At 62.6% G+C, this 24508-nt stretch carries 21 protein-coding genes; 7 read left to right on the top strand and 14 right to left on the bottom strand.

The annotated features are described in order from the left end of the window. Positions 1-24: 24 nt before the first annotated feature. From argC to P0D73_RS13115, 3 genes are all read right to left on the bottom strand, one after another. Complete coding sequence (argC, locus tag P0D73_RS13105) at positions 25-972, bottom strand: N-acetyl-gamma-glutamyl-phosphate reductase (RefSeq protein ID WP_408252688.1); 948 nt, start codon at positions 970-972, stop codon at positions 25-27. Between the two features lie 186 nt (positions 973-1158). Then, positions 1159-1731, bottom strand: coding sequence for a flavodoxin family protein (locus tag P0D73_RS13110; RefSeq protein WP_132376672.1), 573 nt, complete (start codon positions 1729-1731; stop codon positions 1159-1161). 227 nt (positions 1732-1958) lie between these two features. Continuing rightward, positions 1959-2561 (bottom strand): YbhB/YbcL family Raf kinase inhibitor-like protein, encoded by a 603-nt coding sequence (locus tag P0D73_RS13115; RefSeq protein WP_132376673.1) that lies wholly within the window; start codon positions 2559-2561, stop codon positions 1959-1961. A gap of 263 nt (positions 2562-2824) precedes the next feature. Here P0D73_RS13115 and P0D73_RS13120 point away from each other — a divergent pair, with 263 nt between their 5' ends. Continuing rightward, the gene (locus P0D73_RS13120; RefSeq protein WP_408176489.1) at positions 2825-3514 is read left to right on the top strand and encodes a response regulator; all 690 of its coding nucleotides are present in this window, start codon (positions 2825-2827) and stop codon (positions 3512-3514) included. A gap of 92 nt (positions 3515-3606) precedes the next feature. Here the strand turns inward: P0D73_RS13120 and P0D73_RS13125 are convergent, their stop codons facing one another. Then, positions 3607-4293 carry an orotate phosphoribosyltransferase gene (locus tag P0D73_RS13125; RefSeq protein WP_128585320.1) on the bottom strand — a complete coding sequence of 229 codons (687 nt, stop codon included), beginning with the start codon at positions 4291-4293 and terminating at the stop codon, positions 3607-3609. A gap of 375 nt (positions 4294-4668) precedes the next feature. Between P0D73_RS13125 and P0D73_RS13130 the strand changes: the two genes are divergently transcribed. Continuing rightward, entirely contained in the window at positions 4669-5901 is a 1233-nt protein-coding gene (locus tag P0D73_RS13130) for an MFS transporter (protein ID WP_408431588.1), read from the top strand. Between the two features lie 312 nt (positions 5902-6213). Further along, on the top strand, positions 6214-8496 hold the full coding sequence (locus P0D73_RS13135; RefSeq protein ID WP_408176491.1) for an NADP-dependent malic enzyme: 2283 nt from the start codon (positions 6214-6216) through the stop codon (positions 8494-8496). A gap of 212 nt (positions 8497-8708) precedes the next feature. Here the strand turns inward: P0D73_RS13135 and P0D73_RS13140 are convergent, their stop codons facing one another. Further along, on the bottom strand, positions 8709-12308 hold the full coding sequence (locus tag P0D73_RS13140) for an indolepyruvate ferredoxin oxidoreductase family protein (protein WP_408431590.1): 3600 nt from the start codon (positions 12306-12308) through the stop codon (positions 8709-8711). Between the two features lie 362 nt (positions 12309-12670). Between P0D73_RS13140 and P0D73_RS13145 the strand changes: the two genes are divergently transcribed. After that, entirely contained in the window at positions 12671-12871 is a 201-nt protein-coding gene (locus tag P0D73_RS13145; RefSeq protein ID WP_132376678.1) for a hypothetical protein, read from the top strand. Between the two features lie 156 nt (positions 12872-13027). Here P0D73_RS13145 and hppD read toward each other — a convergent pair whose 3' ends face one another. After that, positions 13028-14125 carry a 4-hydroxyphenylpyruvate dioxygenase gene (gene hppD, locus P0D73_RS13150; protein ID WP_408176494.1) on the bottom strand — a complete coding sequence of 366 codons (1098 nt, stop codon included), beginning with the start codon at positions 14123-14125 and terminating at the stop codon, positions 13028-13030. A gap of 141 nt (positions 14126-14266) precedes the next feature. On the opposite strand from hppD, the gene P0D73_RS13155 reads away from it, so the two are divergent. Then, a complete protein-coding gene (locus P0D73_RS13155; protein ID WP_408176495.1) occupies positions 14267-14764 on the top strand; it encodes an Lrp/AsnC family transcriptional regulator in 498 nt (165 codons plus the stop codon). Positions 14765-14850: 86 nt separating this feature from the next. Here the strand turns inward: P0D73_RS13155 and P0D73_RS13160 are convergent, their stop codons facing one another. From P0D73_RS13160 to paaA, 8 genes are all read right to left on the bottom strand, one after another. Beyond that, the gene (locus P0D73_RS13160) at positions 14851-15519 is read right to left on the bottom strand and encodes a GNAT family N-acetyltransferase (protein WP_132376681.1); all 669 of its coding nucleotides are present in this window, start codon (positions 15517-15519) and stop codon (positions 14851-14853) included. Positions 15520-15761: 242 nt separating this feature from the next. After that, positions 15762-16370, bottom strand: a complete 609-nt coding sequence (locus P0D73_RS13165) for a TetR/AcrR family transcriptional regulator (RefSeq protein WP_132376682.1) — start codon at positions 16368-16370, stop codon at positions 15762-15764. 14 nt (positions 16371-16384) lie between these two features. Continuing rightward, positions 16385-17197, bottom strand: coding sequence for a DUF1835 domain-containing protein (locus P0D73_RS13170; RefSeq protein ID WP_408431593.1), 813 nt, complete (start codon positions 17195-17197; stop codon positions 16385-16387). Positions 17198-17344: 147 nt separating this feature from the next. Beyond that, positions 17345-18433, bottom strand: coding sequence for a 1,2-phenylacetyl-CoA epoxidase subunit PaaE (gene paaE, locus P0D73_RS13175; RefSeq protein ID WP_132376684.1), 1089 nt, complete (start codon positions 18431-18433; stop codon positions 17345-17347). A gap of 1 nt (position 18434) precedes the next feature. Beyond that, entirely contained in the window at positions 18435-18995 is a 561-nt protein-coding gene (paaD, locus tag P0D73_RS13180; protein ID WP_408285710.1) for a 1,2-phenylacetyl-CoA epoxidase subunit PaaD, read from the bottom strand. Between the two features lie 7 nt (positions 18996-19002). Further along, positions 19003-19806 carry a 1,2-phenylacetyl-CoA epoxidase subunit PaaC gene (gene paaC, locus P0D73_RS13185; protein WP_132376686.1) on the bottom strand — a complete coding sequence of 268 codons (804 nt, stop codon included), beginning with the start codon at positions 19804-19806 and terminating at the stop codon, positions 19003-19005. Between the two features lie 8 nt (positions 19807-19814). Next, positions 19815-20099, bottom strand: a complete 285-nt coding sequence (paaB, locus tag P0D73_RS13190) for a 1,2-phenylacetyl-CoA epoxidase subunit PaaB (protein WP_007179854.1) — start codon at positions 20097-20099, stop codon at positions 19815-19817. Positions 20100-20140: 41 nt separating this feature from the next. Next, on the bottom strand, positions 20141-21139 hold the full coding sequence (paaA, locus tag P0D73_RS13195; RefSeq protein ID WP_408431595.1) for a 1,2-phenylacetyl-CoA epoxidase subunit PaaA: 999 nt from the start codon (positions 21137-21139) through the stop codon (positions 20141-20143). A gap of 216 nt (positions 21140-21355) precedes the next feature. Here paaA and P0D73_RS13200 point away from each other — a divergent pair, with 216 nt between their 5' ends. Together P0D73_RS13200 and P0D73_RS13205 are read left to right on the top strand one after the other, a co-directional pair. Then, positions 21356-22978 carry an NAD(P)/FAD-dependent oxidoreductase gene (locus P0D73_RS13200; protein WP_408431597.1) on the top strand — a complete coding sequence of 541 codons (1623 nt, stop codon included), beginning with the start codon at positions 21356-21358 and terminating at the stop codon, positions 22976-22978. A gap of 91 nt (positions 22979-23069) precedes the next feature. Beyond that, positions 23070-24341: an SGNH/GDSL hydrolase family protein gene (locus P0D73_RS13205; protein WP_408431599.1), complete on the top strand. Its 1272-nt coding sequence runs from the start codon at positions 23070-23072 to the stop codon at positions 24339-24341. The last annotated feature ends 167 nt before the right edge of the window (positions 24342-24508 follow it).

The following is a 24508-nucleotide window of genomic DNA, read 5'->3' on the forward strand; positions in this document are numbered from 1 at the left end:
TACCGTCCGTAATTTCGAACTTGATTAACGTTTCAAGCCGCTTTCTTCAGTGGCACCGATCGCGAGGTTCATGCACTGGATCGCCGCGCCCGACGCGCCCTTGCCCAGGTTGTCCAGACGCGCGACGGTCACGAAGCGCTCTTCGTTGCCGAACACGAACAGGTCGACGCGGTTCGTGTCGTTGTTTGCCTGCACGTCGAAGAAGCCGCTGTCGAGGTTCGCTTCCGCGTCGAACGGTGCGACATGCACGAACGCCTCGCCCGCGTAGTACTCGGCGAACAGCGCCTGCACGTCTTGCGGCGTGGCCTTCTTCGCCAACTGGTTCGGCGAGAAGAAGGTGGTGACCGCGAGACCCTTGTAGAAGTCGCCGACGATCGGCGTAAAGATCGGCGCTGACTTCAGGCCCGTATGCGCGGCCATTTCCGGCAGATGCTTGTGCGTGAGACCGAGCGCGTACGGACGCGGGCTCTTGAGCTTGTCGTTGCCGCCGGCTTCGTAGTCGGCAATCATTTTCTTGCCGCCGCCGCTATAGCCGGTGATCGAGTAAGCGTGCGCCGCGAACTCGGGCGCCACCACGCCTGCTTCGACCAGCGGACGCATGGCGAGCACGAAGGCCGATGCATGGCAGCCCGGCACGGCAATGCGTTTCGCCGAGCGCAGACGCTCGCGTTGCGAGCGGGCCAGTTCGGGCAGGCCGTAGGCCCAGTCGGCGGACGTGCGGAACGCGGTGCTGGCATCGATCAGTACGGTGTGATCGTTTTCGACCAGCGAAGCGGATTCGCGCGAGGCGACATCGGGCAGACACAGGAACGTGACGTCCGACGCGTTGATGAGACGGCGGCGTTCTTCGAGGTCTTTGCGCTTCGCTTCTTCGATACGCAGGATCTCAACGTCGGCGCGCTGCGACAGGTATTCAAAAATCTTCAGGCCGGTCGTGCCTTCCTGTCCGTCGACAAAAACTTTCGTGCTCATCTCGATCTCACTGGCTTGCTGGAAACGGGGCGCGACGCCGCGCCGGAACGTCATTTTAAGACCTGATGGCGCCGCACGTGCAAAAGGGGGGTGAAAAAACGACGATGCGCGCCGAACATGACATCGGCGTGACCCGTTATGCGGCAGATGCACGCCGATGCCGGCCGGATCGCGGCAATCCGCGCGTCAGCGGGCCGCGGCGGTCCAGCGCGCCGTGACCGCGGCTACGCGTGCGCCGAACAGCCGCGCTGTTTCCAGATCGCCGGGGGGCGGTGCTTCTTCCGGCGAGGCATCGGCCGGCGACTGCGTGAGCACGCCGGTAGAGCCACCGACGTAGTTCAGGTCGTTGCGGGTCGCCGCCTTGGTGTTGGACGGCATCATGCCGGTGCCCGCCCAGATCATGCCGTGCTGCATGGCCAGCGTGACGAAGTACTGGATCGTCGAGAACTTGTCGCCGTTCATGGTCGCGGAGTTGGTGAAGCCGGCCGCGATCTTGTCCTTCCACGCCTGCTCGAGCCACGGCTTCGAGCTCGCATCGGCGAATTTTTTGAAGTCTGCGGAAGGGCCGCCCATGTATGTCGGCGCACCGAAGATGATGGCGTCGGCGGCGGCCAGTTCGGCCCAGGCTGCATCGTCGACCTCGCCGACCGGCATCAGTTTGGCGTCCGCGCCGGCTTCGAGGGCACCCGCCAGCACGGACTCGGCGGCTTTCTTCGTGTGGCCGTAGCCGCTGTGATAAACGATGACGATCTTCGACATGACAAACTCCAGCAAAGTGAAAAGACGATGGGTCGGGCACGGCAATGGTGCGCACCTGCGGCGGCGCGGCAGCGGCAAGCATGGCGCACACCGCCAGGCTGCACATTAGCGTGCGCGGATGACAGAATTTCCGCGTGGGCGGCAATGCGACGCAATCCGTACGCCAGCCTCGGCTTGCGTCGGCGGCCTTGACAGTGGCGCTTGCACGTGAGGCGCTTCGATACGCGCTAGCGCCCGTAATTGACCACCATCCGCGCAAAGCCGAGCGTGGCGGTGCCGATCTCGTGATCGAACATCAGCGCGGGACGGCCTTGCGCGAGGCGCAGGTCCGCGGTGCTGAGCGCATAAACGGTGACGATGTAGCGATGCGGTTTGCCTGGCGGCGGACAGGGGCCGCCATAGCCGTCGGTATCGAAGTCGTTGCGCGCTTCGACCGCACCGAGTTTGCTGAGGAAGCCGGAAGAGCTCGCATTCTCCGGCAAGCTGCTGACCGTGGCCGGAATGCCCGCCACCGACCAGTGCCACCAGCCGCGGCCCGGCGCATCCTGATCGAACATGGTGACCGCGAAGCTGCGCGTGCCGGGCGGCGCGTCGTGCCACGAAAGTTGCGGTGAGCGGTTGCCGCCTTTGCAGTCGTCCTGATTGAAAACCTGAGCGTCCGCCACGGTGCCGCCCGCACGGAAGCTGGCGCTGGTTAGTGCGAACGCGCCTTCGGCGAGGGCGTGTGGTCCGTGAGCGGCCAGGAGGGCGAGGCCCAGCATGGCGCAGGGGAACGACGGCAGACGGCGGAACGGCGAAGCAATCGAAACAACCAGGCAACGCGAGCGCATGTGCCGGTTCTCCTGTGAGGGCGCGAGGCGGTTGTCCTCGCGATGGTTATTGTCCCTATTTTGTGCCTCAAGGTCGATTCAAGTCTAACATTAGCTCTACGACACATCATTGTTGTGGTCCGCTGGAATTTGCGCACCGGAATCGGCTATAGTCAGAGGAATTGCCCGCGGAGATAGGCCGCGTCCTCACCCGTTTCAGTAGCTAGAATACATAAGACATGTCGGAAGTTTTGCAGAGTGGTTTATCTGTCGAGGGGAGGGCAATGCAAGATCCAGTCAGGGTCGTGGTCGCTGATGACCATCCGGTTATTCTGTTCGGCGCCGAACAGGCTTTGCTCAAGTTTCCCGGTCTGCAGGTCGTCGCGCGTGCGCGACAGTCAACGGAATTGATCAAGGTGCTGCAAACCATTGCCTGCGACGTGCTCGTCACGGATCTGGCGATGCCAGGCGGTCAGTACGGCGATGGTTTGCCGCTGATCGGCTATCTGCGGCGAAATTTCCCCAACCTTCCCATCGTCGTCCTGACGATGCTCGAGAACGCCGCGTTGCTCAAGCGGCTGAGCGAACTCGGCGTGACGTCTGTCGTCAACAAGTCGGATGATCTCAGCCACATTGGGCTCGCGGTGCAGCACGTCAGCCGCCACCTCGAATATATGAGCCCGTCGGTCAAGGCATCGCTCGACACACTGCGCATGAATGCCGGTGGCAAGAACGACGAAGTGATGCTGTCGAAACGCGAACTGGAAGTGGTGCGTCTGTTCGTGTCGGGCATGACGATCAAGGAAATCTCGGAGCATCTGAACCGCAGCATCAAGACCATCAGCACGCAAAAGAACACCGCTATGCGCAAGCTCGGCATCGAGCGCGATTCCGAGTTGTTCCAGTACGCGCAAAGCAATGGCTTGCTGAACCTGTCGTCGCATTCAACGGAAAACACAGGCGGAGCATCTTAAGGTCGCATACGAGGCTTAAGGCAAAAATAGAAAAGGGCGCCTGTCGATAAGACAGGCGCCCTTTTTATTCGATCCGCGCGAGGCGGAGAGGCTTACTGCGGCGTCGAGGTTGCGCCGCCGTGCGCAGCCGACCATTCAGCCGGTGCGTGCAGGAATTTTTCCACTTCGTCGAGCGTCTTGGTGTCGAAGTATTTGTTTTCCTTCGCGACGCGCAACACGTCCCACCACGTGGCGAGCGCGTGCAGATCGACGTCGATGTCTTTCAGCACCGACACGCTTTCCTTGAAGATGTTGTAGTGGAACAGCACGAAGCAGTGGTTCACCGTGGCGCCGGCAGTGCGCAGCGCGTTGATGAAGTTGATCTTGCTGCGGCTGTCCGTGGTCAGGTCTTCGACCAGCAGCACGCGTTGACCTTCAGTCAGCAGGCCTTCGATCTGCGCGTTACGGCCAAAACCCTTCGGCTTCTTGCGCACGTATTGCATCGGCACCATCAGGCGATCGGAGAGCCATGCCGCGAACGGGATGCCTGCGGTTTCGCCACCGGCGACCGCGTCGATCTGCTCATAGCCGACGTCGCGCAGAATCGTGGACTCTGCCATTTCCATCAGGCCGCGGCGCACGCGCGGATACGAGATCAGCTTGCGGCAGTCGATATAAACCGGGCTCGCCCAGCCGGACGTGAAAATGTACGGTTTCTCCGCGTTGAAGTGCACTGCTTGCACTTCCAGCAGCATTTTGGCGGTCGTGTCGGAGATCGTCTGGCGATCGAAGCCTGTCATGGGCGGATCCTTGGGTGTGAGCGGGGAGAAGCGGGCGCGGGGCCCGGTGGCGCAGCAAGCGTGGTATTCCGCGCCATGCCGGGCGGAATACGCAGCCGGTCAGTGGAGTGCAGGCCGGTTTTTGCTGCGCGCGTAGGCCGACATTTTACCCGAAACGGGCCCTTCCGAGGAACCCGTCGTGCGTGGCCGCGGCGAATGACGGTCATAACGGGCGCACCGGGCAGGCTTGGGCGGGCATCGAAGGGCGCATCGGGCGCCCGCATCCACGAGCGCTTTTTGGTTCGCTTGTGAGGCGTCAGAGGGGCCTTTACACTCACGCGAATTTCTCGGGCGCCTGCCGCCATTGCCGCCCATTCGACCTACGGAATGCTTTCAATGAACACCGCTCCCTCCACCACCGACCCCCGCGCATCCGTGAGAAATGGCTACGCCGGCCGGGCGCTGATCGCCTCGGTGCTCGGCTACGCGATGGACGGCTTCGATCTGCTGATCCTCGGCTTCATGCTGCCGGTGATTGCCGCCGATCTGCATCTGAGCTCCGCGCAGGCCGGCTCGCTCGTCACGTGGACGCTGATTGGCGCAGTGGCGGGCGGTTTGATTTTCGGCGTGCTGAGCGACTATTTCGGCCGCGTGCGCATGCTGACGTGGACGATCCTGATCTTCGCGGTGTTCACCGGCTTGTGCGCGCTGGCGCAAGGTTATGCCGATCTGCTGACATACCGGACCATCGCCGGAATCGGGCTTGGCGGCGAATTCGGCATCGGCATGACGCTCGTGGCCGAGGCATGGCCGGCGTCACAGCGCGCGCGCGTCTCGTCGTACGTCGGCTTGGGATGGCAGCTCGGCGTGTTGGCTGCGGCATTGCTGACGCCGCTGCTATTGCCGGTGATCGGTTGGCGAGGCATGTTCGCGCTCGGGCTGTTGCCGGCGGTGGTGTCGTTTTTCGTGCGGCGCCAGGTCGAGGAACCGGCGCTCTTCACCGAGCGCGTGGCGCGCGGCATGCGCAAGCTGCCGCTGAAATTGCTGGTGGCCGATGGCCGGACCACGCGCGCCAGCATCGGCGTGGCGATTCTCTGTTCAGTGCAAAACTTCGGCTACTACGGCCTGATGATCTGGCTGCCGAGCTATCTGTCGAAAACCTTCGGCTATTCGCTGACCAAATCCGGCCTGTGGACCTCCGCGACGATTCTGGGCATGGCGTGCGGCATCTGGCTGTTCGGCATCGCCGCCGACCGCTTCGGCCGCAAGCCGACCTTTCTGTTCTACCAGGCGGGCGCCGTGGTGATGGTGTTCGTCTACGCTCACCTGAGCACGCCGATGGCGCTCTTGATCGGCGGCGCGGCGATGGGCGTGTTCGTCAACGGCATGATCGGCGGATACGGTGCGCTGATCTCCGAGCTTTATCCAACCGATGCGCGCGCCACCGCGCAGAATGTGCTGTTCAACATCGGCCGGGCGGTGGGCGGCTTCGGGCCGGTGGTGGTCGGCGCTCTGGCCGCGCGCTACTCGTTCGGCGCGGCGCTGGCTTTGCTTGCGTCGATCTACCTGCTCGACATCTTCGCGACACTCTTCCTGATTCCCGAACGACGCGGCGCCGAGCTCGAGTGAGCGCGAACAGCCTGTCCGTGACCTGCGCATGACAAAGCGCGAAAGGGCCGCCGCATGCGGCGCTGCAGCATTGCGCGAGCGCTGTTTCGCCGATGGCGAGCAGCGTTAACCAGTCAGTGCATCGACTCATTCGGGGTGTACACTAACCGACCCGCGAAGCACTCCGCATCGTCCTGTCCTCCGGCGAGGTTCGACGCCGCGCTCAACCGGCGCATGCGCAAACCGCCTCGGTCGATTATCCATTCGATAGATGCACGCGACGCTGACGTGCGGTGTGCCGGGCCCAATTTCTTACGTCTCGCAGGCCAAAAAATGGACGAACAACTTAAGCAAAGCGCTCTCGCATACCACCAGAATCCGAAACCCGGCAAGATTTCGGTCACGCCCACCAAGCCGCTATCGAATCAGCTCGATCTGTCGCTGGCGTACTCGCCGGGCGTCGCCGCGGCCTGTATGGCGATCTACGAGGAGCCGCTCGACGCGCAGAAGTACACCTCGCGTGGCAACCTGGTCGGCGTGATCACGAACGGCACGGCCGTGCTCGGTCTCGGCAACATCGGCCCGCTCGCCGCGAAGCCGGTGATGGAAGGCAAGGGCTGTCTCTTCAAGAAGTTCGCGGGCATCGACGTGTTCGACATCGAACTCTCCGAGTCCGATCCGGACAAGCTGGTCGAAGCGATCGCGATGCTCGAGCCAACGCTCGGCGGCATCAACCTTGAAGACATCAAAGCGCCCGAGTGCTTCTACATCGAGAAGAAGCTGCGCGAACGTATGAAGATTCCGGTCTTCCACGACGATCAGCACGGCACCGCGATCATCGCATCGGCGGCTATCCTGAACGGCCTGAAAGTGGTCGGCAAGAAGCTCGACGAAGTGAAACTGGTGTGTTCGGGCGCAGGTGCCGCGGCAATCGCGTGTCTGGATCTGCTGGTGAACCTGGGCCTGTCGAAGAAGAACATTCTCGTCACCGACTCCAAGGGCGTGATCTACGAAGGCCGCGGCAACCTCGATCCGTCGAAGGAACGCTACGCGGCGAACACCGAGGCACGCACGCTCGCTGACGCGATCCGCGGCTCCGACGTGTTCCTCGGCTGCTCGAGCGCAGGCGTGCTGAAGCCGGAGATGGTCGCCGAAATGGGCACCCAGCCGCTGATTCTCGCGCTGGCAAACCCGGAACCGGAAATCCGCCCGGAAGACGCGAAGAAAGTGCGTCCGGACTGCATCATCGCGACCGGCCGTTCGGACTATCCGAACCAGGTCAACAACGTGCTGTGTTTCCCGTTCATCTTCCGTGGCGCACTGGATGTCGGCGCCACCACCATCACGGAAGAAATGAAGCTCGCCTGCGTACGCGCAATCGCCGAGCTGGCCGAAGAAACCGATCAGGGCGATGAAGTCGCGAAGGCCTATGAAGGACACTCGCTGGAATTCGGTCCCGAGTATCTGATTCCGAAACCGTTCGATCCGCGCCTGATCATCAAGATCGCGCCGGCCGTCGCGCAAGCGGCAATGGATTCGGGCGTCGCGACCCGTCCGATCAAGGACATGGACGCTTATCGCGAAGAACTCGGCACGACGGTGTATCGCACGGGCATGGTGATGCGTCCGGTGTTCGCAGCGGCCAAGTCGGAGCCGGCGCGTATCGTGTTCGCCGAAGGTGAAGACGAGCGCGTGCTGCGCGCCGCGCAATTCGTGCTGCTGGAAAAGATCGCCAAGCCGATCCTGGTCGGCCGTCCGTCGGTGATCGAGATGCGTCTGAAGAAGATGGGCTCGAAGCTCAAGTGCGGCGACGACTTCGAGATCGTCGATCCGGAAGACGATCCGCGCTATCAGAAATCCTGGCAGGCGTACCACGAACTCGGTGCGCGTGAAGGCGTGACGCCGGACGTGGCGAAGGCTGCAATGCGCAAGTTCAACACGCTGATTGGCGCGATCCTTGTGCGCCTCGGCGAAGCGGACGGCATGATCTGCGGCATGATCGGTCAGTACCACGCGCATCTGAAGTTCATCGAACAGGTGCTGGGCAAGGCGGACAACGTGCAGAACTTCGCCGCGATGAATCTGCTGATGCTGCCGGGCCGCAATCTGTTCATCTGCGATACCTACGTGAACGAAACGCCGACCGCCGAGCAACTCGCCGATATGACGATGCTGGCTGCGGGTGAGATGGAGAAGTTCGGTATCACGCCGAAGGTGGCGTTGCTGTCGAACTCGAACTTCGGCAGCGCGCCGTCGTCGTCGTCGCAACGTATGGCTGCGGCTCGCAAGCTGATTACCGAACGTGCGCCGTCGCTCGAGATCGACGGTGAAATGCATGGCGATGCGGCATTGTCAGAAGCTGTCCGCAAGGCGGCGTTCCCGGGCACGACGCTGACCGGCGAAGCCAACCTGCTGATCATGCCGAACGTGGAAGCGGCGAACATCACGTACAACCTGCTGAAGATGATCGGCGGCGAAGGCGTGACGGTCGGCCCGTTCCTGCTGGGCGCGGAAAAGCCGGTGCACATTCTGACGCCGGCTGCGACCGTGCGCCGGATCATCAACATGACGGCAGTCGCGTCGGCCAACGCACGCAAGGCAGTGAACGCGAAGTAATGCGGATGCTTTGAGACTCGGAGCGGCGCCTCGTCGAGGCGTTCGCGACGAGTTTGCAAAAAAGCCATGGGTGCCGAACCCGTGGCTTTTTTATTGGCGCAGTAGTTGCACCGGCGTTACGCGTCACGTCTCATAGCACGTAAAAAAGGCGACTGTCCGCAAGGACAGTCGCCTTTTGTTTTCAGACCGGCGAGCCGGTCAAGCCATTCCGATCACGCCGCGTGTTGCGTCTTGCCAGCCTCCGGCGAACGCCACCGCGCCAGCAACTCGTTCCATTTGACGCGCACGCCCTTCAGGTTGTTTTCCTTCACGTGACCATAGCCGCGGATGCCGTCGGGCAGATTCGCCAGTTCGATGGCCAGCTCACGCTTCTGCGTCGTCAGGCCGGCGATCAGTTCACGCACCAGCGCTTCATACTCGCCGATCAACGCGCGCTCGGTGCGACGCTCTTCCGTCTTGCCGAACAGATCGAGCGCGGTGCCGCGCAGGAACTTGAAGCGGGCCAGCACGTGCATCGCGCTGAAAACCCAAGGGCCGTACTTCTTCTTCACCAGATGACCCTTGGCATCCTTCTTCGAGAACGTCGGCGGCGCGAGGTGAATGTGCAGCTTCCAATCGCCTTCGAAATTCGACTTCAGTTTTTCGATGAACGCCGGATCGCTGTACAGACGCGCGACTTCGTACTCGTCCTTGTAGGCCATCAGCTTGTGCAGGTTCTTCGCGACCGCCTCGGTCAACGGCAACTGACCGTCTATCGAATCGAGCGCCGACTCCGCCGCACGCACTTGCGAGACCACCGCGCGATAACGCTCCGCATACGCGTGGTTCTGCCACGCTGTCAGGTACTCGGCGCGTTTGTCGATCAGCGTGTCGAGGGCCTTCGGCGTGTGCAGCGAGATGATCTTGCTGCTCGCCGTTTCCGCCGCGGCGCCGCGTCCTTGCGATTGCGCGAGCTTGCGAACCCCGGCCAGATCGTGCGCTGCACGGCGGCCCCACTCGAACGCCGCGCGGTTCTTCTCGACCTGCACGTTGTTCAGCTCGATGGCGCGCATCAGCGACTCATACATGAGCGGCACCCAGCCGCGTTGCCATGCATAGCCGAGCACGAACGGATTCGTATAGATCGCATCGCCGAGCAGCGCGACCGCGAAGTGATTCGCGTCGACCGTGTCGACCCCGTCGTCGCCCGCGGCGGCGCGCACGTCGGCTTCCGTGCTGCTGCCAGGGAAGCGCCAGTTCGGGTTCTTGATGAGTTCGGCAGTCGGCGTATGCGCGCTATTCAGCACGACGCGTGTGCGGCCCGCCTGCATGCGCGACACGCATTCGTCGCTGGCCGTGACGATCGCGTCGCAGCCGATCACGAGGCTCGCTTCGCCCATGGCGATTCGGGTCGCGTGGATGTCGGCCGGATTTTTCGCGATCTGCACGTGGCTCATCACGGCGCCGCCTTTTTGCGCGAGGCCGGTGACGTCGAGCACGGTGACGCCCTTGTTCTCCAGATGCGCGGCCATGCCGAGCAACGCGCCGATCGTCACGACGCCCGTGCCGCCGACGCCCGTCACCAGCACGCCGTACGGCCGCTCCATGGACGGCAATTCGGGTTCCGGCACCGGCGGCATCGCGTCGCCGGCGACGCCGGAGGCGGCCTTCGGTTTGCGCAACTGACCACCTTCAACGGACACGAAACTCGGGCAGAAACCGTTCACGCACGAGAAGTCCTTGTTGCAGGTCGATTGATTGATCTGGCGCTTCGTACCGTACTCGGTATCGAGCGGTTCGACCGACAGGCAGTTCGACTTCACCGAGCAATCGCCGCAGCCTTCGCACACCGCTTCGTTGATCACGACGCGGCGCGCCGGATCCGGATACGTGCCGCGTTTCCTGCGGCGGCGTTTTTCGGTCGCGCAAGTCTGGTCGTAGATCAGGATCGTCGTGCCGGACACTTCACGCAGTTGGCGCTGCACCTCGTCGAGCTTGTCGCGATGGTGGATGTCGATACCGGGCGCAAGGCCCACGTTTGCCGAGTACTTCTCCGGCTCGTCGGTGACGATCACGATTTTCGTCGCGCCTTCCGCGGCGAGCTGGTGCGTGATCTGCGGCACGGTCAGCACGCCGTCGACCGGCTGGCCGCCGGTCATGGCGACCGCGTCGTTATAGAGAATCTTGTAGGTGATGTTGGCCTTCGACGCGATCGCCGCGCGAATCGCCAACAGCCCTGAATGGAAGTAGGTGCCGTCGCCGAGATTGGCGAACACGTGCTTGTCGTTGCTGAACGGCGCCTGGCCGATCCACGCGACGCCTTCGCCGCCCATCTGGCTGAACGTGCTGGTGCTGCGGTCCATCCAGACCGTCATGTAATGGCAGCCGATGCCGGCCATTGCACGCGAGCCTTCCGGCACATTGGTCGATGTGTTGTGCGGACAGCCCGAGCAGAACCACGGCTTGCGTTCGGCTTCGACGCGCGGCCGCGCCAGCGCCTTTTCCTTCGCTTCGATCACCGCGATGCGCATGGCGATGCGAGCGCGCACATCGGACGGCAGGTCGAATTTGTCGAGCCGCGTGGCGATAGCCTTGGCGATGATCGCCGGCGAGAGTTCATAGTGCGCCGGTAGCAGCCAGTTGCCCATCGGCACCGACCATTCGCCGCCCGCGCCGTCTTTCTCGTCGAACTTGCCGAACACGCGCGGACGCTGTGCGTCGGGCCAGTTGTACAGCTCTTCCTTGATCGCGTATTCGAGAATCTGGCGCTTTTCCTCGACCACCAGAATTTCGTCGAGGCCGCGCGCGAAAGCCTGCGCGCCTTGCGCTTCGAGCGGCCACACGCAACCGACCTTATACAGACGGATGCCGATGCGCGAACACGTTTCGTCATCGAGACCGAGGTCGGTCAGCGCCTGACGCACGTCGAGATACGCCTTGCCGCCGGTCATGATGCCGAAGCGCGCATGCGGCGAATCGATTTCGACGCGGTCCAGTTTATTGGCGCGCACGTAGGCGAGCGCCGCGTACCACTTGTAGTCGAGCAGACGCGCTTCCTGCACCAGCGGCGGATCCGGCCAGCGGATATTCAGGCCGCCCTCGGGCATTGCGAAGTCTTCCGGCAGGATGATTTTCGTGCGGTGCGGATCGATATCGACCGATGCCGACGATTCGACCACGTCGGTGACGCACTTCATCGCGACCCACAGGCCGGAATAGCGGCTCATCGCCCAGCCGTGCAGACCGAAGTCGAGATATTCCTGCACATTCGACGGGAACAGAACCGGCAGGCCGCACGCCTTGAAAATGTGTTCGGACTGGTGCGCGAGCGTGGACGATTTCGCCGCGTGGTCATCGCCGGCGAGCACGAGAACGCCGCCGTTGCGCGCCGAGCCGGCCGAGTTGCCATGCTTGAAGACGTCGCCGGAACGGTCGACGCCTGGGCCTTTGCCGTACCACATCGAGAACACGCCGTCGTATTTGGCGCTCGGGTACAGATTGACCTGCTGCGAACCCCAAACGGCGGTTGCCGCGAGGTCTTCGTTGACGCCTGGCTGGAACACGACCTGATGCGCGGCGAGATGCTGTTTCGCCTTCCACAGGGATTGGTCGAGTCCGCCGAGTGGCGATCCGCGGTAACCGGAGATGAAGCCGGCGGTATTGAGCCCGGCGGCCTGGTCGCGTTCCTGTTGCAGCATCGGCAGACGCACCAGCGCCTGGATGCCGCTCATGTACGCGCGGCCGCGTTCGAGGGTGTATTTGTCGTCGAGCGTGACGGAAGACAACGCGGCTTCGAGCGAGGCTCGCTGACCTGCGTCTAGCGGGGCGTTCATTATGTGTACTCCTCCAACCAGTTTGGGATCACCAAAACTTTTTTGGGCCGCGGCATCTTGTGAATGCGTAGGGCCGGGGCCGTCATCTTGACGTGTTTTAAGTGATGGTAGCACTGGTGAAAACCCGCCGCAGGCCGCGAAAAAATGGGGACCGCAGCGATACGGTCGGTGTAGGCGTGCGCCCGCTCGGCGTGTGCGCGCCCGCTGTTCCTGCGACGGCCTGTAACAAGCTGTAAAAACTACAAATCTGCGGAACCGCAGTTGAAATGTCTGTCTAACCCCCAACCTGTGAGCAATGTCCGCGCAACGCTCCGCATTCGGCGGAGCTTCACGACAACAGGGCAGTCAGAAAAGGAGTACGCATGAACACGAGAAACATCCAGACGTTCCTGATGGTTTCGGCCGCATTTTTCGCCATGAGCGCACCGGTGCGCTCGAACTCGGGCAGTGCAGGCGCGCTGTCGAACGCTGTAACCCGTACGGCGCAGGTCGCGCCCGCACGCATTGCCATGGACCGCGTCACGCGATCCACCAAGTCCGACGAGGAAGACCAGAATTCGTGATGCGCCGCGCAGGCGGTGTGTCGATTGAGTAACCAGCCGTTCTCCGACCAAGGTTTCACCTGAGACAACGGCGCTAATGAAAAGGGCGAGGATCGTGAGATCTTCGCCCTTTTCATTTGGAGCTATGTGTCCGCTCTCGTGAAGCGGCGCAAGCCGTCAGACTTTGTCCTGCACCACGCCACGGCGAATCTGATCCAGTTCGATCGATTCGAACAGCGCCTTGAAGTTGCCCTCACCGAAGCCCTGATTGCCCTTGCGCTGAATGATCTCGAAGAAGATCGGGCCGATCTGGTTTTCGGTGAAGATCTGCAGCAGCAAATCATCGGGTGCGCCGTCGATCAGGATCTTGCGCTTGCGCAATTCGTCCAGCGGTTCACCGTGATTCGGCACGCGGCGATCGACCAACTCGTAATAAGTGTCGATCGTGTCGAGCAGCGAGATGTTCGATTCGCGCAAGCCGTCCACCGTGCGGTAGATGTCGTTGCTGCCGAGGGCAATGTGCTGAATGCCTTCGCCGTGGTACGCGTCGAGATATTCCTGAATCTGGCCGGCGGTCTCCGAACCTTCTTCGTTGATCGGGATGCGGATCTTGCCGCACGGCGAGGTCATCGCCTTGGACTTCACGCCCGTCACCTTGCCTTCGATATCGAAGTAACGCACTTCGCGGAAGTTGAACAGACGCTCGTAGAACTCCGCCCATTCCTGCATCCGGCCGCGATGCACGTTGTGCGTCAGGTGGTCGATGTAGGTCAGGCCGTGGCCGACCGGATTCGGGTTTGCGCCCGGAATGGGTTCGAAGTCGACATCGTAAATGTCGATGTTGCCGATGCTGTTCGGCTCGGCGCCGTTCTTGCCGCGCCAGCGGTCGACGAAATAGATCAGCGAGTCGCCAATGCCTTTGATCGCCGGAATGTTCAATTCCATCGGGCCGGTTTTGTTGTCGAAGCCCCAGGCGCCTTTTTCCAGAGCCTGTTTGTACGCCTTGGCGGCGTCCTGAACGCGGAAAGCGATCGCGCAGATCGACGGGCCGTGCAGACGCGTGAAGCGTTGCGCGAACGAATCCGGCTCCCCGTTGACGATGAAGTTGATTTCCCCCTGGCGGTACAGCGTCACATCTTTATGACGATGCCGCGCGACGGCGGTGAAGCCCATCTGCTCGAAGAGCTTGCCGAGCGCCTTCGGATCCGGTGCGGTGTATTCGATGAACTCGAAGCCGTCGGTGCCGAGCGGATTTTCCCAAGTTGAAACCTGCATGTCTGTCTCCGGATGTGCGATTGAGCGCGACTGAATGACGCAAGTGTAAAGGCCTGCCTGCGGCGAAAACTTGCGAACTTAATCGCGCATCGATACGCTGACGCTAGTTTATAGCTCAATGTTTTGAATGGACGGCAGAAAATGGCCAATATAGAGATAGACGCCATCGACAGGCGGATTCTGGCGATCCTTCAGGAGAATGGCCGGCTTTCGAATCAGGAGATCGCCGAGCGCATCAATCTTTCGCCGAGTCCGTGTTTGCGGCGTATCCGGCGGCTGGAAGAGAGCGGCGTGATCCGCGGCTATGTCGCGTTGCTCGATGCGCAGCGGCTTGGGCTCGACTTGCTCGCGTACGTGAATGTGCGGCTGGAAAAGCGCGGCGGTCCGGCACTCAGTCCGCGCGGTGACGCCACGCACGCCGATCTGTTTCGCGTGGCCGTTCAGACGTGGCCGGAAGTGGTGGCGTGTCATGCGATGACCGGCGAGATGGACTACTTGTTGCGTGTCCAGGTGGAGGACATGGCGCACTTTTCGCGCTTCGTGCAGGACCAGTTGCTACACCATCCGTCGGTGATCGACGTGAAAACGAGCTTCTCACTGGAAAAGATCAAGGAGACGACGGCGCTGCCGATTTTGTGAGCACGACGGCGTGGCGTGCGACCGCCCAGCAAACAAAAAGGGCAGCCACGGGGCCGCCCTTTGTTGTTTGGCGAAGCGCAAGCGTTTTAGGCTGCGACTTCCGTCGGCATGAACGATTCGAACAGCTTCGACGCCTGACGCGCTTGCCGCTTGAGCGCGTAGTCGAACACTGCAGCCTGCTCCTGCAGCATTTCAGCGATGATGCTCGATTGATCCGCCGGCGGCAGCGTGAGGTAAGCGTCGGCCTCGCCGTAGGCGTATTCGATCTTCATGCCGGCCTTCTTCGCGATGTGCATCATGGTCGAATTGCGCGACAGGCAGTGCATGTACAGCATGGTGACGTGCGTATTGCGGCTGCGAATGGCGGCGCGCTCGAACAGCTTCGTGCCGATGCCCTGGCCGCGGACGCTTTCCAGCACGGACACGCCGAACTCCGCCGTGCGCTTGTCGCCTTCGGCAGGCAGATAGGCCAGGTGGCCGACGCCGGTCAACTGCAGTTGATTGTTGAACACGCCGAAGACGGTGTCGCGCTTGAAGTCGATCGCGCGAACATAGTTTTCGATGACGTGATCCGGCACGATCTGGCCGAAGCGCAGGAGTCGGTCGTCCTCGTCGAGCGCGAGGAAGTGGGTCAGCAGACGCTCGCGGTCGACAGCGGTGAGCTCGCGGACCAGAGCAGGCGCACGACCGGCTGGCTGCGTCAAACGATCGTGCGCGACGATCGGCTCAGCGGCGCGGGGTGTAATCAAGTTCATGGTCGGGTTCTCCTTTTAGTCGAGCGGCGTGGTGCACCGCAAAAGCAATTTTAGCGGAGATCCAGACCGATCACTAGGGAAAACCCGTATCAATATTTGAAGGAGATGCCTAAAAAGGTGGCGCCCTAATTTTAGGTTATTGATTTTAAATAATAAATAAATGGAACAGACGTTCGTGACACGGTGTCGCACATCGGGCACTTTGGTCCATTATTTCGTCTGAATATTGTTGCAGTGCGGGATCAGGCTGGGTTCGAACTCAATCCGTGGTCCACCATACCGACCACCTGCTCGGCGAATTCACGGTAGCCCATCCGGCCATCCGGCTTCAGCCAGGTGAATGTCCAGTTGATCATGCCGAACACCATCATGGTGAGCGCGGTCTGGTTGTCGCGCGTGGCGCGCTCCGGGTACGCGCGGGCCAACTGTCGCGCAAAAGCGGCGACCACGTCGCGCTGACGGTTCAGGATCACTTCGCGCTGGGTATCGACCAGATACTTCACGTCGTTCAACAGCGCGACGTGCCGGCTGTGCGACGTCTCGTACTCCGACAAAAACGCCCGGATCAGCTCGGCGAAGGTTTCCCGCTCCGACAAACCGCGCCGCTGACTCGCGCCTTCCACCTCGGCGATGATCAGCATCAGCCGCTTGGTGTAACGGTCCAGCAGATCGAACAGGATCGCTTCCTTGCTCGCGTAGTAGTGGTAGAGGCGCGCTTTCGAGGTGCCGCTCGCGGCGGCGAGATCGGCCATCGAGGTGCTCGGATAGCTGGTCTGGGCGAATTTTGCCGCGGCGAGTTCGAGAATCTGCTCGCGCTGGGTTTCGTGGTCGGGGGCACGGGTGCGGGCCATAGTCGTCTGTTGTATTAGTGTGGACAGGGGGCGAACGCCGCGCACAATTCGAGCGTGCGCCGTGCGCTCGCGTCGCCGCGCAGCCTGATGCGCCGGGTCGCGGCCAGTTCGCGGAAGCGCCACAGCACAATGCTGTCGCTGACCAGGAATCCGAGTTCGGCGGTCATCAATTCGGCGGCAACGCGCGCGGCGGGCTGCCAGTCTTCAGTGACGTGCTCGAAAATCAGCGCGTCCAATTCCGCGAAACTGCCGCTCGTGAACGTATTGTCGCGCCAGCGCCGCGTTTCGCCGTTCGCGTGTTTGACTTCCTGCCATTCGAGCGCGAGCCGGCTGATGCGCAGTACGGAAATCGGCGCGGCGTCCGGCAGCCGGGATTGCAGCACGGCCGGCGCGAACATGCCGACCGACGTCGCGCGGTCTTTGCGGCTGTGCGCCCACGCGCCCGGATCGGTGAGATCGCGAATCGACAGACGCACTTCGTTCAGGCGCTGCGGGCTGTTGCGCAGGTGATAGCAGACGCGGCGCAGCATCAATTGATCCGATGCGCTTTCGCCGTGCCACACCACCAGATTCGCTTCGCCGCGCGCGATATTCTCCAGCGCCGCAGCGTGTTCGCGGAATTCCCGAAGGAAATCACGCCGGGTGTCCGCCCTCACGCGATCCCAGAAGTCCGCGCGCACGTCCGGTGCGTCGTCGACGCCGCGTAGCGGGCCGACCGCGAGATCGTCGCGCAAGGCGTGCACGCGATCGGCGCGGCCGGCATCCCGCAATGCGGTGCGCAGTGACTCGGCGGCGACATCGCCGTTGGTGAGGTGGATCGTGCTCATCGGCAGTGGCGTAGGGCGGTTAACAACACTAGGGGCCGCTCATCGACCGGAACAGGTGTCCGATCGCGAGCGGCCCCTAGTGTAAGCGGATCGCGGAACTGCTGAAAGCGCGGCGGACGTCTAGCAGGCTCGCCCGCCGCACGCGGTTCAACGTTCGTCGTAGCTCACCACCACGCGGTCGCTGATTGGATGACATTGGCACGTCAGCACGAAACCGTCGCGGATCTCGTGTTCTTCGAGCGTGTAGTTCTTTTCCATCTTCACTTCGCCTTCCAGCACCTTCGCGCGGCAGGTGCAGCAGACGCCGCCCTTGCACGCATAGGGCAGCGCAAGGCCGGCGCGCAGGCCGACGTCGAGCACGCTCACGCCCTGATACGGCAGGCGCAGCTTGCGGCGTTTGCCGTCGAGCACGATTTCGAGATCGGCAGCCGGCGTGTCTTCGGTGATTTCGACCGGCGGCACGCCCGCTTGCGGCAGCGGCGAACCGAAGCGCTCCACGTGCACCTTTTCCGACGGCACGCCGGCGGCTTTCAGCGCGGCTTCGGCGGCGTCCATCATCGGACCGGGGCCGCAGATGAAGGCTTCGTCGATCGCATCTGCCGGCAACAGATTCTCGATGAAGGCCGCGCACTTCTCCTGATCGAGCACGCCGTTGAACAGCTCGACGTCCTGCAGATCGTCGGACAGCACGTGATAGAGCACGAAGCGGTTCATGAAGCGGTTCTTCAGATCCTCGAGCTCTTCCGCGAACATGATCTGATCGACGCTGCGGTTGCCGTACACCAACGTGAAGGTGCTGCGCGGTTCGACTTCGAGCGTGGTCTTGATGATGGCCAGCACCGGCGTAATGCCCGAGCCGCCCGAGAACGCCAGGTATTGCTGGCCTTGATCGGCGTTCAGATGGGTGAAGAAGCGCCCGTCCGGCGTCATCACCTCGATCGTGTGGCCGGGCTGCAGCGTGTCGAAGGCGAAGTTCGAGAAACGCCCACCGCGTACGCGCTTGATGCCGATGCGCAGTTCGCCGTCGCGGTCGTAATCGGTGACGCCGACGCAGATCGAATACGACCGGCGCGTTTCCTCACCGTCGATATGCGTCTTCAGCGTGACGAACTGGCCTTGCGTGAAGCGATAGTGGTCGCGCAGTTCAGCGGGGACTTCGAAGGCGACCGAAACCGAATCGGCGGTTTCGGGTCGTACTTCGCGGATACGCAGCGGGTGAAATTGCGGGGTGGCCATATCAGTATGGTTTGAAGTAGTCGAAGGGTTCGCGGCAGTCGATGCAGCGGTACAAGGCTTTGCAGGCGGTCGAGCCGAATTGCGCGAGACGCTCGGTGTGCGCCGAGCCGCAGCGTGGGCACGACGGCGCGGGCAGCGCGCGGGGTACGAATCGCATCACCTTTTCCTGCACGGGCGCAGGCGAACCGCAATTGCCCGTGGGCGGCGCGATGCCGTAGGCGCGCAGTTTTTCGCGTGCGTCGGCGGTCATCCAGTCCGTGGTCCAGGCAGGCGCGAGCACCGTGGCGATCCGATAAGGCTTGAGCTCCGCCACGTCGAGTGCATGCGCGACGTCCTCGGCAATCTGCGACATGGCCGGGCAACCGGAGTAGGTCGGTGTGATCACGACTTCGAGCGTGCCGTCGGCGGCGCGCCGCACGTCGCGCAGGATGCCGAGCTCGCGAATCGACACCACCGGAATCTCCGGATCAGGCACCGCTTCGAGCACGGCCCATGCGCGTGCGAGCGCGGCGTCGGTCGTGTCAGTCATGTCGTTTGTGCGAAGGGCAGTCGAAGTCGTCATCGTCGGATTACCAGGTGGCGCCGGGATGCTGGCGTGCAAGGCTCTGCATTTCGGCCAGCACGAAACCCATGTGCTCGGAATGCTCGCCGTGTTTGCCGGTCGTGATGTGCTTGACCGGCTCGGGCAGCGTCAAGGTGGCTTCGTCGAGCGTGGCGCGCACGTCGTCGAGCCACGCCGCTTCGAGGTCCGACGTCAACGGGCCGATGCCGGCTGCTGCAACGACTTCCTCAACGGCGTCCGTGCTGAAGAATTCGCGCGTGTACGGCACCAGATAGTCCAGTGCGGCTTGCGCTCGGCGATGCGATTCCTCGGTGCCATCGCCGAAACGGATCAGCCACTCGCGCGCGTGATGCACGTGATAGCTGGTTTCCTTGATCGACTTCGACGCGATCGCCGCCAGCTGCTCGTCGGTGGATGCCGTGAGCGCCGTCCAAAGATGCGCCATCAACGTCGAGTAGAGGAAATTGCGGACGATCGTGACCGCGTAATCCTTCTCGGCTTGCGCGGTGGCCGACAGCGGGCCGACATGCGGCAACTCGGCGAGCGTGTAGTTGGCGAATTCGCGCTCGGCGCGAAAGTACGCGTAGTCGTCTTCCGTGCGGCTTTTGCCGGTGAGCTGTTGCTCGAGCGACGCGGCATGCGTGTACAGCAGGCGCGCCTGGCCGATCAGGTCGAGGCTCATGTTCGACAGAGCGATGTCCTCTTCGAGGATCGGGCCGTGGCCGCACCATTCGGTATTGCGCTGACCGAGGATCAGCGCGGTGTCCGCGAGGCGCAGCACGTATTGGAGATGTTGGGGCGTGATGTTCATGGCCGCACTTACATGTGGTTGACTTCGTCGGGGAGCGTGTAGAACGTCGGGTGGCGGTAGATCTTGTCGCCAGCCGGTTCGAACAGCTCCGCCTTGTCTTCCGGCGCGGACGCCGTAATCGCCGACGACGGCACCACCCAGATACTCACGCCTTCCTGGCGCCGCGTGTAGACGTCGCGCGCCATGCGCAGCGCCATCGGCGCGTCGGCTGCGTGCAGGCTACCGCAGTGTTTGTGGTCGAGTCCCTGCTTGCTGCGCACGAAGACTTCCCAAATCGGCCATTCCTTGTTCATTGCAGATCTCCTGAGATGCTTTGTCTGGCATGCCGCGCTGCTTAGGCGGCGTGCTGTTGTGCGCGCTGGCGCTGCTTGTCGGCGTGGGCGAGGGCGGCTTCGCGAACCCAGGCGCCGTCGTCGTGGGCTTTGACGCGGGTGGCGAGACGCTCGCGGTTGCACGGACCGTCGCCGTTCACCACGCGCCAGAATTCTTCCCAGTCGATGTCGCCGTAGTCATGATGGCCGCGCGCTTCGTTCCATTTCAGGTCCGGATCGGGCAGCGTGACGCCGAGCACCTTGGCCTGGTCGACGGTGGCGTCGACGAATTTCTGACGCAGGTCGTCGTTCGAAATGCGCTTGATGCCCCATTTTGACGACTGATTGCTGTGGATCGAATCCTTGTCGCTCGGGCCGAACATCATCAGCACCGGCCACCACCAGCGATTCACCGCCTGCTGGACCAGTTCACGTTGCGCTTCGGTGCCGGCCATCATCGACATGAGCGCGTCGAAACCCTGGCGTTGGTGGAACGACTCTTCCTTGCAGATGCGGATCATGGCGCGCGCGTACGGGCCGTACGTGCAACGGCACAGCGGAATCTGGTTCATGATCGCCGCGCCGTCCACCAGCCAGCCGATCACGCCGACGTCGGCCCATGTGGGCGTCGGGTAATTGAAGATGCTCGAATATTTGGCTTTGCCCGAGTGCAGCGCCGCGATCAACTGGTCGCGCGACACGCCGAGCGTTTCCGCCGCGCTATATAGATAGAGGCCGTGGCCGGCTTCGTCCTGCACTTTGGCAAGCAGAATCGCCTTGCGCTTCAGGCTGGGCGCGCGCGTGATCCAGTTACCCTCCGGCAGCATGCCGACGATTTCCGAATGCGCGTGTTGCGAGATTTGCCGGACCAGCGTCTTGCGGTAGGCCTCCGGCATCCAGTCCTGAGCTTCGATCTTGCCATCGGCGGCCATGACCGCGTCGAAATGCGTCTGCTCGGACGAGTCTGCGCCCGCATCCAGCGGGGCGACATTGCCGGGAATATCCAGGGATTGCGTGTACATGGGGACGCTCTCTGCGGAAGTTGTCTGTGTGCGCACAGTATAAGCCAACCGACCGGTCGGTTAATAAATTTTTTGAGATGGGTCGATTGGGCCGATAGGGGCTTGGGCGGTTTCCTTGGCAAGCGTTTCGTCTGCGCCGGCGCCCCGCCCCCACACTAAACCTATAAAATTGCGAATTGGCCACGATTTGCGGCCTTCCTGCATCCCCCGGTACTCATGTTACGTCTAAGCGAAATCAAACTCCCGCTCGATCATCCCGAGAGCGCCCTCGAAGCCGCCGTGCGTGCGCGCCTCGCGGAACTCGGCGTGGCCGCGGACGGGCTCATCCGATACACCGTGTTTCGCCGCGCGCACGATGCGCGCAAGCGCGCCGACATCAAACTCACGTACATCGTCGATGTCGAGGTCGCGGATGAAGCGGCCGCGCTCAAGCGACTCGCCGATGTGCCGCACTGCGGCGTGACACCGGACATGGCCTACCGGTTCGTTGCCAAAGCCCCGGCGCAGATGACCGCGCTGCGCCCGGTCGTGATCGGCATGGGGCCGTGTGGCCTGTTCGCCGGCCTGATCTTGGCGCAAATGGGCTTCCGGCCGATCATCCTCGAGCGCGGCAAGGCCGTGCGCGAGCGCACCAAGGACACTTTTGGCCTGTGGCGCAAGTCGGTGCTTAATCCCGAGTCGAATGTGCAGTTCGGCGAAGGCGGCGCGGGCACCTTCTCGGACGGCAAGCTGTACAGCCAGATCAAGGATCCAAAGCACTACGGCCGCAAGGTGCTCGAGGAATTCGTGCGAGCCGGCGCGCCGGAAGACATTCTGTTTCTGAGCCGACCGCATATCGGCACGTTCCGGCTTGTGAGCATGGTCGAAAAAATGCGCGCGACCATTCACGAGCTGGGCGGCGAGGTGCGCTTCGAAAGCCGCGTCGACGATATCGAGATCGATCAGGGCAAGGTGCGCGGGCTGAAGCTGTCGACCGGCGAAACGCTGCGCTGCGATCATGTGGTGCTGGCGGTCGGTCATAGCGCGCGAGACACTTTCCAGATGCTCAACGACCGCGGCGTCTATATTGAGGCGAAGCCGTTTTCACTCGGGTTCCGCATCGAACATCCGCAGGGTTTGATCGACCGTAGCCGTTTCGGCAAGTTTGCCGGTCACAAACAGTTGGGCGCCGCCGACTATAAGGTGGTGCATCACTGCAGCAATGGCCGCGCTGTCTACAGTTTTTGCATGTGCCCTGGCGGCACCGTTGTGGCGGCGACATCCGAGCCGGGTCGCGTGGTGACCAACGGCATGAGCCAGTACTCGCGGGCGGAGCGGAACGCCAACGCGGGGATCGTCGTCGGCATCACGCCGGACGACTATCCGGGCGGCCCGCTCGCCGGCATCGCTTTTCAGCGCAAATGGGAAGAGCGGGCTTTCGAGCTCGGCGGCGGCAACTATATGGCGCCGGGCCAGTTGGTCGGCGACTTTATCGCCGGCCGGCCGTCCACGTCGCTGGGTTCGGTGGTGCCGTCGTACAAACCCGGCGTGCATCCAACCGATCTCAGCACCGCGCTTCCCGACTATGTGATCGAGGCCATTCGCGAAGCTCTTCCGCAGATGGACAAGAAGATCGCCGGCTTTGCAATGCACGACGCGGTGCTGACGGGCGTCGAGACGAGAACGTCGTCGCCGATTCGCGTGCGTCGGCGGGACGACTATCAAAGCATGAACGTCGAAGGTTTGTATCCGGCTGGCGAAGGCGCAGGGTATGCCGGCGGGATCTATTCGGCGGCCATCGACGGAATCGAAGTCGCTGAAGCGCTCGCGCTGAAGATGATCGGGGCACAGACGGCCTGAGTCGGCGGAGCGCGGGAACGCCGTCGCGCGGACCCGCGACGGCTGGTGCGATCGGGCACAATGCACGTTTCGCCTCGAACCGACCACCCGAATGACCATTCGCACCCTGGCTGCCGCATGCGGCGCGGCGTTGCTTGTCCAATTTGCCGTTTCCCCAACCGTTTTCGCCGCCGACGCCCCTGCACATTGGGTCACCGCCTGGGCGACAGCGCTGCAACCCATCCCACAGCGGGCGGACTTGCCGCCGCTCTATCGCGCGCCGGAAGTAGCCGGGCGCACGGTTCGTCAGATTGTGTATCCGACACTGTCCGGAAAGTCGGCGCGAGTCCACCTCAGCAACCGGTACGGCAAAACTCCGCTTGTCATCGAAGATCTGCGTATCGCACGCTCGGCGGGTGGCGCGGCGGCGGCTGGTAACGGCGAGGCGCGCGTGACGTTCGGTGGCAAGAGCGCGGTTTCGATTCCGCCGGGTGGCCAGTTGGACAGCGACCCCGTCGCTGTCGATATTGCCGAAGGTGCGCCTTATGCGGTCAGCGCGTTTATGGGTCCCGAGCAACGTATCGTGGCTTGGCACCGCGTGTCGAACCAGGTGAACTACGTTTCGGCGCCGGGTAATCACGCGGCGGACGCTTCCGCGGAAGCGTTTCGCGCCCGGTTCACGCAATATGTATGGGTGACAGGATTGTCGGTGGACGCGGCGCCTGCATCCGCCGCCGTTGCCGCGATCGGCGACTCGATCACGGACGGCATGCGTTCCAGCCTGAACCAGAATCGCCGCTGGCCGGACGCGTTGGCGCGCCGATTCGCCACTAGCGGCGACCGGTCGACCGCGATCGTCAATCTGGGGATCAGCGGCAACCGCTTGCTGAGTGACTCCCCTTGCTACGGCGACGCGCTCGCGACGCGCTTCGAGCACGACGTGCTCGCGCGCCCGGGCGTCAAGACGGCGATTCTTTTGATCGGTATCAATGACATCAATTTTGCGGCGATGCCGCCGCGTAACGGCCTCGACTGCGACTTCCCGCACACCTCGGTGACGGCTGCCGATCTGATCGCCGGGTACCAGCGGTTGATCGCCGCGGCACGGCATGCCGGCGTGAAGGTGTTCGGCGCGACGCTGACGCCGGCGTCGCTTCCGTCGCAGCGAGAAAGCATTCGGCTCGCCGTCAATCAGTGGATTCGGACCAGCCATGCTTTCGACGGCGTCGTAGATTTCGACGCTGCGCTGCGCGATCCGGCGCAGCCGGACCGCCTGCGGCGTGGCTTTGACAGCGGCGATCACATCCATCCGAGCGACGCCGGCTACACAGCTATGGCCGAGGCGGTTCCGATGGACGCAGTGGTGAAATCGACCCGCAGGTGACTCGCCAAAAAAGATTTCGGTCAAACCCTTGTCATATGGCTGATGTTCGCCTAAGATTCGCCTCCTCGTTTGCAAACGAGGGCCGCGGCAGAAACCAGCGGCCGTAGCGTCAACAAGGTTTTAAGCGAAAGCGAAAAAATGTTGTTGACAAAACGAAAAAGAGCCTT

Source organism: Paraburkholderia sp. RL18-101-BIB-B (genome assembly GCF_046026985.1).
In the GTDB taxonomy this organism is placed as follows: domain Bacteria; phylum Pseudomonadota; class Gammaproteobacteria; order Burkholderiales; family Burkholderiaceae; genus Paraburkholderia.